Source organism: Parabacteroides sp. B2-S-102 (genome assembly GCF_023656665.1).
Lineage (GTDB): Bacteria > Bacteroidota > Bacteroidia > Bacteroidales > Tannerellaceae > Parabacteroides > Parabacteroides distasonis.
This window is the reverse complement of record NZ_JAMOKM010000033.1, coordinates 16,076-28,737: the sequence shown is the minus strand read 5'-3', so window position 1 is coordinate 28,737 and position 12,662 is coordinate 16,076. Positions and strand designations below refer to the sequence as shown.

The 12,662-nt window shown below is 41.4% G+C and carries 17 protein-coding genes; 6 read left to right on the top strand and 11 right to left on the bottom strand.

Going from position 1 to position 12,662, the window contains the following annotated elements; genetic code table 11:
• Window positions 1-322: 322 nt before the first annotated feature.
• From NBH07_RS21845 to NBH07_RS21815, 7 genes are all read right to left on the bottom strand, one after another.
• The gene (locus NBH07_RS21845) at window positions 323-1,120 is read right to left on the bottom strand and encodes a 3-keto-disaccharide hydrolase (RefSeq protein ID WP_005868653.1); all 798 of its coding nucleotides are present in this window, start codon (window positions 1,118-1,120) and stop codon (window positions 323-325) included.
• 87 nt (window positions 1,121-1,207) lie between these two features.
• Window positions 1,208-1,672 carry a preQ(1) synthase gene (gene queF / locus NBH07_RS21840; RefSeq protein ID WP_005868655.1) on the bottom strand — a complete coding sequence of 155 codons (465 nt, stop codon included), beginning with the start codon at window positions 1,670-1,672 and terminating at the stop codon, window positions 1,208-1,210.
• Window positions 1,673-1,681: 9 nt separating this feature from the next.
• Window positions 1,682-2,356, bottom strand: coding sequence for a 7-cyano-7-deazaguanine synthase QueC (gene queC / locus NBH07_RS21835; protein WP_039848581.1), 675 nt, complete (start codon window positions 2,354-2,356; stop codon window positions 1,682-1,684).
• A gap of 77 nt (window positions 2,357-2,433) precedes the next feature.
• Window positions 2,434-3,168 carry a class I SAM-dependent methyltransferase gene (locus NBH07_RS21830; protein ID WP_009017069.1) on the bottom strand — a complete coding sequence of 245 codons (735 nt, stop codon included), beginning with the start codon at window positions 3,166-3,168 and terminating at the stop codon, window positions 2,434-2,436.
• Window positions 3,169-3,198: 30 nt separating this feature from the next.
• The gene (locus NBH07_RS21825; protein WP_009017068.1) at window positions 3,199-3,561 is read right to left on the bottom strand and encodes a VOC family protein; all 363 of its coding nucleotides are present in this window, start codon (window positions 3,559-3,561) and stop codon (window positions 3,199-3,201) included.
• Window positions 3,562-3,659: 98 nt separating this feature from the next.
• Window positions 3,660-4,466, bottom strand: coding sequence for an AraC family transcriptional regulator (locus tag NBH07_RS21820; protein ID WP_009017067.1), 807 nt, complete (start codon window positions 4,464-4,466; stop codon window positions 3,660-3,662).
• A gap of 100 nt (window positions 4,467-4,566) precedes the next feature.
• A complete protein-coding gene (locus NBH07_RS21815) occupies window positions 4,567-5,040 on the bottom strand; it encodes an Lrp/AsnC family transcriptional regulator (RefSeq protein ID WP_121955934.1) in 474 nt (157 codons plus the stop codon).
• A 163-nt stretch (window positions 5,041-5,203) separates the two neighbouring features.
• Between NBH07_RS21815 and NBH07_RS21810 the strand changes: the two genes are divergently transcribed.
• The 6 genes from NBH07_RS21810 to NBH07_RS21785 all read left to right on the top strand — a co-directional run bounded on the left by NBH07_RS21810 (window position 5,204) and on the right by NBH07_RS21785 (window position 9,371).
• Complete coding sequence (locus NBH07_RS21810) at window positions 5,204-6,076, top strand: DMT family transporter (protein ID WP_005868665.1); 873 nt, start codon at window positions 5,204-5,206, stop codon at window positions 6,074-6,076.
• Between the two features lie 632 nt (window positions 6,077-6,708).
• A complete protein-coding gene (locus NBH07_RS21805) occupies window positions 6,709-7,335 on the top strand; it encodes a Type 1 glutamine amidotransferase-like domain-containing protein (protein ID WP_013612200.1) in 627 nt (208 codons plus the stop codon).
• Window positions 7,332-8,264, top strand: a complete 933-nt coding sequence (locus NBH07_RS21800; RefSeq protein WP_013612201.1) for a helix-turn-helix transcriptional regulator — start codon at window positions 7,332-7,334, stop codon at window positions 8,262-8,264. The genes NBH07_RS21805 and NBH07_RS21800 overlap by 4 nt, the downstream gene beginning before the upstream one ends.
• A gap of 31 nt (window positions 8,265-8,295) precedes the next feature.
• The gene (locus NBH07_RS21795; protein ID WP_013612202.1) at window positions 8,296-8,535 is read left to right on the top strand and encodes a hypothetical protein; all 240 of its coding nucleotides are present in this window, start codon (window positions 8,296-8,298) and stop codon (window positions 8,533-8,535) included.
• A complete protein-coding gene (locus NBH07_RS21790) occupies window positions 8,489-8,908 on the top strand; it encodes an RteC domain-containing protein (protein ID WP_013612203.1) in 420 nt (139 codons plus the stop codon). The genes NBH07_RS21795 and NBH07_RS21790 overlap by 47 nt, the downstream gene beginning before the upstream one ends.
• Window positions 8,909-9,038: 130 nt before the next feature.
• Window positions 9,039-9,371 (top strand): helix-turn-helix domain-containing protein, encoded by a 333-nt coding sequence (locus NBH07_RS21785; protein ID WP_005646002.1) that lies wholly within the window; start codon window positions 9,039-9,041, stop codon window positions 9,369-9,371.
• 42 nt (window positions 9,372-9,413) lie between these two features.
• On the opposite strand, the gene NBH07_RS21780 is transcribed toward NBH07_RS21785, so the two are convergent.
• The 4 genes from NBH07_RS21780 to NBH07_RS21765 all read right to left on the bottom strand — a co-directional run bounded on the left by NBH07_RS21780 (window position 9,414) and on the right by NBH07_RS21765 (window position 12,553).
• Window positions 9,414-10,139: a hypothetical protein gene (locus tag NBH07_RS21780; RefSeq protein WP_013612204.1), complete on the bottom strand. Its 726-nt coding sequence runs from the start codon at window positions 10,137-10,139 to the stop codon at window positions 9,414-9,416.
• 4 nt (window positions 10,140-10,143) lie between these two features.
• Complete coding sequence (locus NBH07_RS21775; RefSeq protein WP_250833605.1) at window positions 10,144-11,067, bottom strand: relaxase/mobilization nuclease domain-containing protein; 924 nt, start codon at window positions 11,065-11,067, stop codon at window positions 10,144-10,146.
• Window positions 11,033-11,416 carry a MobC family plasmid mobilization relaxosome protein gene (locus NBH07_RS21770; RefSeq protein WP_013612206.1) on the bottom strand — a complete coding sequence of 128 codons (384 nt, stop codon included), beginning with the start codon at window positions 11,414-11,416 and terminating at the stop codon, window positions 11,033-11,035. The genes NBH07_RS21775 and NBH07_RS21770 overlap by 35 nt, the downstream gene beginning before the upstream one ends.
• Before the next feature lie 156 nt (window positions 11,417-11,572).
• Window positions 11,573-12,553, bottom strand: coding sequence for a toprim domain-containing protein (locus NBH07_RS21765; RefSeq protein ID WP_005645991.1), 981 nt, complete (start codon window positions 12,551-12,553; stop codon window positions 11,573-11,575).
• Between the last annotated feature and the right edge of the window lie 109 nt (window positions 12,554-12,662).

The window sequence follows — 12,662 nt, the reverse complement described above, 5'->3', positions numbered from 1 at the left end:
GTCTATGTTATCAGTATGAAGTTAAAAGAAGTGACTACTATATCAGTATTACTTTATAACTACTGTCTACTGATTACGTTTATAAACAAAAAAAGTGTCTAGATAAATCAGGAAAAGACATTCATTATCGAAAAACTAAAGTTTTTTCAGCAGGAAACTAGAGTTTCTCCATTGGAAAACTTTTGTTTCATCTAAGGAAAACTAAAATTTCGTGCTATAGAAAAAAATGTTTCTCCCATATAAAACCAGCCTGTTATTTAACGAAAAAGGGATGAGCTTAATATCAAGTCCATCCCTTCTTATTACAATCAACACGTTTCTCTTATAGCTCACGAATCCAGATATTACGGAAGCTGATCGGCTCGCTAGGATCGCCATGGCTCTGTAGGATGATAGGGCCTGCGCCATGTTTCTTCACTTGTGGGAAACCGATCCACTCTGTCGTACCCAATATCGTCGTATGGTTCTGCAAAACCACGCCGTTCTGGATAACCGTTACGGTTGGATGCGTGCGATAAGAACCATCTTCCTTGAAAGTGGGGGCGGTATAAATGATATCGTACACGTTCCATTCGCCCGGTTTACGCATGGCGTTGGCCAAAGGAATGGATTGTTTGTAGATACTACCCGTCTGGCCGTTCACGTAAGTCGGGTTATTGTAGCAGTCTAACACTTGAACCTCATACATCCCTTGCAGGAAAATACCGCTGTTACCTCTCGACTGGCTCTCTCCAGTGATATTCGTCGGGACCTGCCACTCGATGTGCATCTGGAAATCGTTGAATTTCTGTTTGGTCTGGATATCACCTTTCTTCTTGTTTACGGTAAAAACGCCATCATGTACATCCCATTCGGCCGCACCGCCTTTTACGCTCTCCCAAGCGGAAAGATCCTTGCCGTCAAACAAAACGATAGCGTCGGAAGGAGCCGTGAAACCTCCACCTTTTAAATCTGTACCCGGAGTGACTACCGGCGGAACAGGTTCGTAAAACTCGGACATCTCATGCGTGATACCCGCATAACCTGTAGGCATCTTGAACTCTTTTTTCTTGTCTTGAGCGACAATAGTGACGCAACCCGCTAAAGCGAAAGCCGCAACTGTAAGCAATCTTTTGTTCATGGTCTAAAATGATTTATTAGTTAGTTAACATTTCTTGCTGCAAATATACCGTTTTTTGCCGAAACAGATAACGATTTGTCAGAAATCTTATTGATTATGATCAAATAATCTTTTCTCGGCCAACTGCTCAAACTTGGTGTTCGGACGACCGTAATTGCAATACGGATAAATACTTATACCGCCTCTCGGAGTGAATATACCAGTAACTTCGATATATTTCGGATCCATTAATTTTATCAAGTCCTTCATGATAATATTCACGCAATCCTCATGAAACGCCCCATGGTTGCGGAAGCTGAATAAGTAAAGCTTCAAGCTCTTGCTCTCTACCATTTTCACGTCGGGGATATAATCGATATGAATCGTAGCGAAATCCGGTTGTCCGGTAATCGGGCAGAGACTGGTGAATTCCGGGCAATTAAACCGTACCCAATAATCATTTCCTTGATGCTTGTTCGTAAATGCCTCCAATACCTCCGGAGCGTAATCCTGTTTATATACGGTAGAGCCACCTAATAAGTGCAACTCTCCTTCTTGTTTTCTCTCGTCCATTTCTTTAATTTACTTTTGATTCTCTTCTTTCCTTTTCAGGTATTTCTCCAATCCGTCCTTGCGAAGTTTGCAAGCGGGGCAATGCCCACATCCCTCAGCCATAACACCGTTATAGCAAGTCAGCGTCTGCGTACGTACTAGATCAAAGACGCCCAGCTCGTCCGACAATTCCCAGACTTCGCTCTTATCCCGGTCCATAAGCGGGGTATGAATTACGAATTGCTCATCCATCGCCAGATTTAATGTTACGTTAAGAGAACGCACGAACGTATCCCGGCAATCCGGATAACCACTATAATCAGCCTCGGAGACACCCGTTACCAAATGATAAATCCCCTTACCACGGGCTAAGATAGCGGCGAAAGTAAGGAATACCATATTACGGCCGGGCACAAACGTATTCGGATAGCTATCCTCCGGCTTCTCTTGATCCATCTCTATGCTCGCATTCGTAAGCGAGCAATTGGGATCTAACTGGCTGATAAGCGATACGTCCAATAACTGAAAAGGTACGTTCGCATCCGCGGCGATCTTTCGAGCGACCTCTATTTCCAAGGAATGTTTCTGTCCGTATGTGAAGCATACGGCCTCTACACGTGAAAAATGCTTCTTCGCCCAGAAAAGGCAAGTTGTGGAATCTTGTCCACCCGAGAAGCATACCAAAGCGGCATCTTGTTGTTTCATATCTTTCTTGTTTTTAATACGTGGTTTAGCAAGCACACGGAAAAGACATCTTTTCAGCCACAAAGATACGCTTTTTTTTAATTCTTTCGAGCGGCGATAAGCAACATCATTGGACGGCGAAGTTCGTCTCGCATCCCGGGAACCGTATCCAGCATCGATTCGTCCGGTTGAGGCTCCACCAGATGGGTGATACAGAAACCCGCCTTGATCAACCCGTTCACGTAAGTCGTAAGTGTCTTATGATATTTGGTTACATCCTCTCCCAAAAAACGAGCATGCCGGACTCCCTCTTGAAAATAATGATCCACCGGCCAATGCGCAGGTTTCCCCTCCGAATCGTAAATCCAATCTTGATTGCCATAAGCAGTAAAAACGGGATGTTCCACAGAGAAGACAAAGACACCCTCTTCCGTTAAACATTTATATACCTCTGTACAAACCGTATCGAACGACTCGAGATAATGGAATGTCAAGGAACTGATCACGATGTCAAAAGAATTTGGAGCAAAATCAAAATCCTCGATTGCTATTCTTTTATATTCGATCGACGGGGAGGGATTTATCTCCCGTGCCTTGTCCAACATTTTCCCGGAAAGGTCAATGCCTAAAGCGAAGGTCGCCCCTCGCTCTATGGCATATCGACAATGCCAGCCAAAACCACACCCTAAATCCAATACACGCTTTCCGTTAAAATCAGGCAACATCTTCTTTAGCTCATGCCATTCTCCTGCTCCTCTCAGCCCTTGTACAGAGCGAGACATCCGACTGTATTGACCGAAAAAGCGTTCATCATCATACTTATTTTCTTTCATATTTTGTAGGGATATCTTGGCCGAAGATACTTATTTTTCGTAGATACCGACATGATTTCCTTCGCTATCTTCTAAAACGGCGAAGTATCCTTTATTTTCCGCTTCAATCTTTGTCTTGGGTATAATAATTTTACCCCCTTTATCCAATACTTTAGATAAAGTGTCCTCGATATCCTGGCTATTAAAATGGATTAAGATACCATCCGGCGAAGGTTGATAACTAGGAGCGTAGAACAAAGCCCCAACCGCTTCTCCTTGCTCGATAAAACAAGCCATCTTCTCTGTCTCACACTCGAAAACCGATAGTTTTAACCCCAAAATAGTTTCATAGAAATTGATCGCTCGATAAAAGTCTACAGTTGGAATCTCGAAAAAAGCAATTAAATTGTTCATTTTGTTTTCTTTTTATAGTTACTGTTAATGTCCTCGCGAAGACATCACAAAAGTAGAGCGTATCGTATCTATAGGATAGAAGAAAAAGGACATCTTGATCACTCCGAGAAATAATCAGAATAAGGAGCGCATAAGGAAAGATACTCCGTGGGTGTATAGCCGGAAAACAGCTTAAACTCTTTTATCATATGTGACTGATCTGAAAACCCACATTCATAAGCTAATTGAGCGAATGAAATGGATGGATTCTGTTGTACCTTAAATAAAGCTCGTTGCATCCTAACGATACGAAGAAACTCTTTGGGCGTAGCTCCTACATAATCTAAGAAAACGCGGTTGAACTGTTTAGAGCTTAGGCATGCGGTTTCAGATAACTCAGAAATATTAGTTTTCGCTTGTTCATTTATTTGATGGAGGACTGCGGATATTCGCTTTAAGTTATATTCATAGCCTTCAAACCTATAAATACGGTGAATCAAAAACAGCTCGATCAAGCGGATGCAAGTTTCATGGTCATCAGCCTCTATCACTTTTCTGGATAATATTGATAATTCCAAATCTGCTATAGCATCCACCGCTATAAGTTCTCCATAAAAGAACTTAAGGGGAAGTTGAAGGATGGCTCTTGCCGCATACGGCTGAAAAACAACCGTGATCATTTCAATCTTTCCGGCTGACATCACATCTGAAAAGTTGAGGCATTGCCCACAGATGAACGCTTGAGGCTGCGATTCTTTTTTTCCTACTAATAAAAGCCTTTTACCCCTATGAAATACTAATTGTATGCAGCCCGTTGGTAAAGTTCGTTCAGATACAGAAACATCCGCGCCATCTTCCAGTATCCAATAATATCTCACATAAGGAGTTAATATATGAATAGGCTTTATTATTTTAAATGACTGCATCTTATAGAATTTAATTTATCGGGGCAAAGGTAAATAACCCCTAATCAATTCTATAGTAAAAAAGAGACATTTCATATAATACTGCGACATTAAGCTTTAATCAACTATTTATGGGTATATTCAAAACTGTAGTATGCTTGATTTCATTAAGCACAAAAGAGCTTTGCATCTTCACGATGCCATGAACCTTGGTTAATTTCTCGAACACAAATTGATTATAGGCATCTAAATCCTTAAGAACCACTTTGACAAAGAAATCATAAATACCTCCCGTCGAGTAACATTCCATTATTTCATCGATATTCCGTATTTCTTCTTTGAAGCGTTCGATATGCTCATCATCGTGTACAGCTAAAGATACATTACAGAAAATGATCAAGGGTAATCCTATTTTTTTATTGTCGACCAATGCCACATATCCTTTTATATATCCTTCGTTTTCTAAACGTTTGATTCGTTCGTAAATAGGAGTCTTGGAGATATGAAGTTTCTCAGAAAGCTCTTTTGCATTGATCTTCGCGTCCTTTTGCAAAGAATGAAGAATTTCAATATCTGTCTCATCAAGTAGTGCCATAGTTTTTTTTCCTGTTTTATTTGATTTAATATCCCCGAATTAGAATTATAGAATGCAAAACAGGACAAAAATAGGAAAATTATCGTATTTAAGATTGACATATAGGAAAACAATCTTCTTTAAATAACTTTGCAGCAAATAAAAATCTAATTCTAACACAATTATGTTTAAAAGTAAAGATCTTCTGTATCATAGTATCGCCATATTGACAGTCATTATATGGGGAACAACGTTTGTCTCCACAAAAATACTGATTAATACAGGATTATCACCGGTTGAGATATTGTTATACCGTTTCGTACTTGCGTATTTTTGTATTTTGACTATAGCGCATCGACGGTTGTGGGCTAATTGCGTAAAAGATGAATTCTTATTGTTCTTGTCTGGATTATGTGGTGGCTCCCTATACTTCATAGCGGAGAATACGGCATTGGGCATCACATTGGCTTCCAACGTTTCATTATTGATCTGTACAGCACCGATCATTACAACGGTATTGTCTCACCTATTTTATAAAGAATCTCTTAGGAAAGGACTGTTATATGGATCTTTAGTTGCCTTATTTGGAGTCGGATTAGTTGTTTTCAACGGCAGTGTTCTTTTAAAAGTAAATCCACTTGGTGATTTTCTCACTTTAGTTGCCGCTACGATGTGGGCTTTTTACTGCCTTATCCTAAAGCGTTTGAGTCGTTCTTATCCCACCTTGTTTATTACACGAAAAGTATTTTTTTATGGGATACTTTCTCTTTTCTTCTATTTTGCGATCTACCCTTTAAATATCAAACTAGAGTTATTGAAACTGCCAATCGTATATTTAAATATATTATTTCTGGGTGTCATCGCCTCAATGCTTTGTTATATCATGTGGAATACGGCAGTCAGAGCCCTCGGAGCATCAAAAACAGCCAATTATATTTACATTGTCCCTCTGGTCACCTTGATAACTTCTGCGATTTTTCTATCAGAAACTATTACGATAGCTTCTGGTATTGGCGCTTTAGCCATTATTAGTGGAGTTTATATCGCAGAGAGGTAAAAATAAAGAAGGGTTACTCATATGAGTAACCCTTTGATTTTCAGTGGTGCCACCAGTAACCGAAAATCGATTTGTATAGCACTATTTCTCAATAAGTTATATCTTTATTACGATGTTAGTCCCTTGAATAAGGTTTTCACAACTTTGCACCGTTCAACACAAGTTTGTGTCTTAGGTTCGATTTCTGCGTGCAAAGGTAGATATTTATTTGGAATTATCAATATTTCCAAGAACTTTTTTTGTATTTACTACTAAAAGTCTGTTTGAATTTTGTTCAGCATTCTTTTAGGAGTTGTTTTGAGGATTTTTCTCTGTATCATTAAGAAGAATTGCAGGCTATGTGACGGAAGGTTTTCAATATCCATGAAGTATATAGAAAGAACTTTAGTCGAAATGTCAGGTATCAATTTTCCCAATAGATTGAATCGTAAAGGAGTATTTTTATCGAGCAATATGTATACTACATAAACCCCACTGGTTTCGAAACGTGCAGCCACATTACAAATAGGGTAAATTTCAATAATGGATTGTTTTGATGAAAAAAACTCTTCAATATTAGACTTACTGACATAGGGCTGTCATAGAAGACGCTATCTTTGTATCAAAAAGTATTCAACTTAATATTATAGAATATGAAAAGATTATTTTTATGCTCATCATTTGCTGATGTTGCTAATCTATTTGTCGATTGTGCCAAAGAAGATTTGCAAGGGAAAATTATAGCTTTTATACCAACTGCAAGCCTTACAGAACCAATACGGTTCTATGTAAAAAAGGGGAAAAAGGCTTTAGAAGAAGCAGGAATGATTGTTGAAGAAGTCGAGATTACCCAACTGCCCAAAGAGGAAATATCTTCTATATTACATAAATGCGATTATATCTACATAACAGGTGGAAATACATTTTTCCTTTTGCAAGAGTTAAAAAGAAAAGGTGTTGATAAAATTATATCTAAACAAGTGAAATTGGGTAAACTGTATATTGGGGAATCTGCCGGAGCAATAATAGCCTCTCCCGATGCAGAATATATGAAAAGTGTGAATTTTGATCCAATAGAAAAGGCTCCTGAATTGAAAGACTGTACTTCTTTAGATTTGGTCGATTTTTATACGATTCCCCATTATGGAAATTTTCCATTCAAGAAAAAAGGTGAAAAGATAGTTCAACTATATAATGAGAAGTTGCAGCTTATTCCTATAAGTAATAAACAAGCTGTTATTATTGAAGATTCAAATATTCAAATTAAAGATGCAAAATGAATAGAATAGACCGTATTGCTGCTATATTGATTCAGTTACAATCGCACTCGTTAGTGAAAGCACAGCAAATTTCAGAACGTTTTAATATAAGCATTCGCACTGTATATCGAGATATAAGAACATTGGAAGAGGCAGGCATTCCTATCATAGGAAATCCCGGTATTGGTTATTCACTTGCAGAAGGATTCAAATTATCTCCTCTAATGTTTACTCAAAAAGAGGCTTTGTCCTTTTTGATTGCAGAGAAATTAGTACATGAACTAACTGATTCAAATAGCAACGAACATTATAAGTCTGGAATAGAAAAGATTAGGTCTGTCATGCGTTTTGCAGACAAAAATATGTTAGAAACAATGGAAAAGTGCATGTCTGTATTGGATACTTATAAATCATCTACCTATAAACCTGATATTCTTTTACTTATTTTACAAAGTATATACCAAAAAAGAATTATTGAAATATCTTATTTGGGAAGTAATGCGTTAAGTGTTTCAGAACGAAAGATTGAAGCTGTTGGAATTTTCTTTTCGAGAACTAACTGGTATCTAATAGGCTTTTATCTTCCCAAAGAAACCTATCTTACATTTCGGATAGATAGAATTCAAAAAATGCACATTCTTAATGAATTACAATCACGGGAGCATCCGCCCTTGGAAAAATTCATACGCGAGTTTTATGACAAAGAAAAATTACATGAAATCGTTATAAGAATAGAAAAGAATAAAACCTCCATAATGAATGATGATAAATATTATTACGGATTAACATCTGAGAAAGAGATAGGGGATATGTTTGAGCTTCATTTTCTAACATTTTCAATCAGTAAGTTTGCACATTGGTATCTGTCTTTTGCAGATAGTGCAACTATAATAAGACCAGATTCTTTAAAATATGAAGTTAAAAATATTATCAATAACATTTCTATTTGATTGCTGTCAAATAGTATTTTTAATCGACTAAATGAAAAAAATATTCGACCAAAGATTTTTCCGCTTATTGTCGGAATGCTCACAACGTAAAGTGTCTGCATCTGAATTTGCAGAAGCTATCGAAGAATTGGCGACCCATGTAGCCGATTTCAGTATTACAGAACAAGATTATAGCATTTTACTCCGCTATTTCTCTTTTGGTTTGCATCGTCTTAAATCATACCGTGTATGGTTTGAGCAGGAAAAAAATATCCTATTTGTATCTAATTGATGAAGCGATAGGGCTATTGAATACCGAAATACGCCTAATCGAATGGCGTATCAAGTACCCGGAACAGTTGCAGCAACGCACCAACAAACAAGCCCTTTCCCCTCTCTATCTCGCTGACAGAACCACTCTTATCAATATCATGGAAATAGTTAGCGGGTTGTTCCTTTCCCAAAAGATTGTGTATCAAAATGGCAAGCCTGTTTATTTAGTGGACTTGACGAAAGCCTTTGAATGGCTTTTCAATATCAAGATAGGTGACTGTTACCAAAAGCATGAGGACGTGATAAAACGAAAGCCGGGCAAGCTGACAGAGTTTCTTAATGGACTGGCAGAACTTATCAAAAAGGAACATGACAAGAAAGGATATAGATAATCAGTGACTTATGATTTATTTATAGGGGATTCCATTAGTTCCCCCGTAATTTCTTTGCGCCCGATTTCTGAACTTTGCTTCATCAATCGATTGACAGACCATAATGTATAATCAGAAAAATGAAGCAATCATGTATATAGAGAATGACGATTTCAGCGTATGGATGCAGAAGCTGTACGCCAAACTGGAAGAACTCTGCAAGGATGTACGGGTACTGCGCAATGCCGACAGGGTGCTGCCCGAAGATGACAACCTGCTGGATAATCAGGACTTGTGCCTGCTGTTCAAAGTAAGTATCAAGACCCTGCAACGCTACCGGGCTATCGGTGCGCTGCCGTACTTTACAATCAGCGGAAAAGTGTACTACAAGGCTTCCGATGTCCGGGAGTTCATCAAGGAGCGGTTCAGCGTCACCACGCTACGCCAGTTCGAGAAAGAACACTGCACGAAGAAAAAGAAGTGAATTAAAAAGCCGGGGCGGTTCTGCTCCGGCTTCGCTTTGGGTTTATGGTTTGCCCAGCTTGTCGGCTTGCTCTCTTAGCTGCTCGGCTTGTTCGTTCAACAGCCTTGCCCGTTCCAACGCTTCCGCCTGTTTCCTGCTGCGGTATTCAAAGCCTTTCACCGAATCGGTCAGGCTTCGGATGAAAGCGTTGTCCCGTTCCCGGCTGAACTTCGTTTCCAGCAAATCAAGGCTGCTGCCGTCTGCCTTTCCTTTCATCAGGATATAGCGGTATTTTATATCGTTGTCTTGTAACCGCTGCATTCTTTGTATAAACCGCACATTCAATGCAAGCGACACAAGACAAATGATTATCCCTGCTGAAAGAAGAAAGAACTTGGGTTTCAAATAGGGAGTTACCCGGTATATCAGTTTGTCATGCCATGAAACGGGCGTTGTTTCTCCGGTCGGTGTATCATCAGCCGGGAACAACACCTTTAACCGCTCCTTGAAATATCGGTGCGAGGTCACGATAAGCCCCTTTATATCTTCAAGGTCTTGTTTTTGGTTCTCGGACTGCCCTTTTCCGATACTGCCGATTTGGTTTAGAATCTCCTGTACCGTGTTTTCATGAATGCCGGATTTGCCCTGCATATCCGAAATGCGCTGTTCGATAACGTCCAGTCGGTTAATCGTTTCCTCCCGGCTGGCTGGCGTTACCTGCTTCTCCTGCCGTTCTTTCAGTTCCGTAACCATAGAGAGAAGCCCCTCCAAAATTAAGTTATTTTCCATGTTCCTATAATTTTAAGTGTCGTTTCTTTTTCTTCTTTTTTCTTTCACCGGGATTGTCGGGCGTTTCATCAGCCGGAGAGGACGGGGCAGAGAACAGACCGCCCAAGCCTGCCAGCAGCGGACTGTCGGCTTTGCCCGGTGTCTGTGCTGGTTCCTGAACAGGTGCGGAAACTATCTGCCTATTGTTTCCGGCAGTGTTCAGCCCCGCATCCCCGAAACATTTGTCCAGTTTGGAGAAACTGAAACTGCGGTCTACCTCCGAACCTTTGAACGTGTATTCGCCTTTGGAAAAGGATATGCCCTGTATCTCGCTTGTCTGCCCCTTGTATTTGAACTGGATAGTAATACCCTTTTCCGCTAACCGCTCCTGTAACTGCTGCCAGTTCTTGGACTTCCCGGTTTCATTTTTTACAGCGTTGTAAATCTCGTATTTGGATTTGTCCGGTTCTCTCAAACGGTGCTGCTTTACATGCTCCTTGCCTTTAGCGAAATAAAGTCCGTGTTTGGCTTTCAGCTTCTTGCATACCTGCTCGTTACGGTACATGTCGTTCCTGTCCGAAATGGTCTTGCCGTTGTTGTCTATGCGGTTGAACACGATATGCACGTGCGGATGTTCCCGGTCTTGGTGTCGCACGATGATGTACTGCGTATCGGTGATTTTCATTTCACGCATGTACTCTTGTGCAAGCTGTACCATTTTCCCGTCTGTCAGCTTGGGTACGTCCACCGGGGAATAGCTTAGCGCAATATGTCCGACAGGCTTTTTCAGGTCGGGGTTCATCCCGGCTTGCAGAATGAAACTGTGTATGATGTCCCGATTGCTTTCCGCTAACACTCCCTCCGCATGAAGCAAGGCAGCCTGTTCCTTGCCGAGTACATAGTTCACGCAGCCTTTAAATCCGCTTCCCTTTTTTATTTTTCCAATCATCCGACAGTTGGTTTATGATTTCGACAATCCTGTTCTTGAGTTTCACCAGTTCCACCGCTACCAGTGCGAATCCTCCGGCATTCGCCCGGTGCGCCAGCTGGTTGATGTTGTTGGCTTCGCCCGCCAGCTTGCGGATAGTGTCCGCATCCTGCCTGTTCAGCCGGGGCGTTACCTCTGCCGAAACGACCGCCTGCCGGACGTACTCGCTGAGGTGCAGCCCGGCTTCGGTGGCTCGCTTCCTGATTGCGTAGAACTGTAACTCGGTCAGTTTCGTGCTGACTACCCGGTTCTGCTTGTCTATCCGGCTTTTTGCCGGGCGACCTCCCGGTTTGTTCCTTATCCCTGTCATACGTTTTTGCTTTTAGGTGGTATCTTAAAAATTGCGACCAACGGGAGAAATTTTCTTTGCTGTCAAGCAAAGCAAGGTGTTTCGGTCTACCGAAACATAACCTTGCTCTCCCTAATCACACAGCCTGCCGTCTGTTCATGCCGCCAGTCTTGCAGGTCACATCCTTAGCCCTCTCTTTCTTTTTTCACCCGGATTTTGTCTGTTATCCTGCTCCGGCTGGGGCTTGTCGGTAACTGTCAAGTCTTGGGATTGCTTCACTTTAAGACTACGCAAATAGTCGTTCAGGTCATTGTGACCGCTGTACAGGTGTGATGCGTCACGTACACGCCATTTGTATTCCTGCCTTATGGCTTCAACCGCTTTCCTGCCTGCCTCGTCATTGTCAAGCATACAGTGTATATGCCCGTAATCAGCCAGCGGATATAAGGCTTTATCTACGTTGGCGGTGGAGTTCAGGATAACGTAGTCCTGCCAGTCGGTACAGGGCATACCCGGGCTTTTCTGTTGCCGGATAGTGAGGAATGAGAGGAAATCCATAAAGCCCTCGAACACGAAACAGGTATCTCTCGGCTCTCCCTTTTGCCTTATATGGGTGATGTCTTTCGATGTGCTGCCCTTGAAACGGGGATTGCGAAGCTCGTAACCTTCTGAATCATTCCTGAACGCCAGCGCAAAATAAGGCTTTCCACCGATGCGGTAATACATTTCCTGCACGTATGGGGCTGCCGTTCCGGGGGAAATCCCCCTTTCCTGCAAGTAGCGCATGAGTGCCGGATTCTGTAACGGCTGTATTCTGCGTATCTCTATCGGGCTGGTTGCCTGCCTTTTCGTGTCCCTTTCTGGTAGGTCTTTCCCGTGAAAGGAAAAAGAGGTGGTGCTGCCCTGTTCCAGTCGGCAGATAGCACCGTAGGCGTTGCACCCGTTCTGCTTCATCACAAGGTCGATGAGCGTCCCGCCCTCGCCAGTTCCGTAGTCACACCATAGATTGGCGTTATAATCCACCTTGAAACTCGGTGTGTTGTCCTCCCGTAAGGGGCTGCGGTACATCCCGTAACTTCCCTTTTCCGTGACGGGCTGGATTCCCAAAGAGTTCAGGTAATCCTTGATACTGATATTGTTGGCTTCCTTGTAGGTCATAATCTTTATTTTTTTGATGTTGATAAATTGCAGTAGCACAGTAAGAGGTCAGTAAGAAGAAAAGTTACTATGTTTCTGCACATAATTCTTTTTCTTTCAGCGGATTACC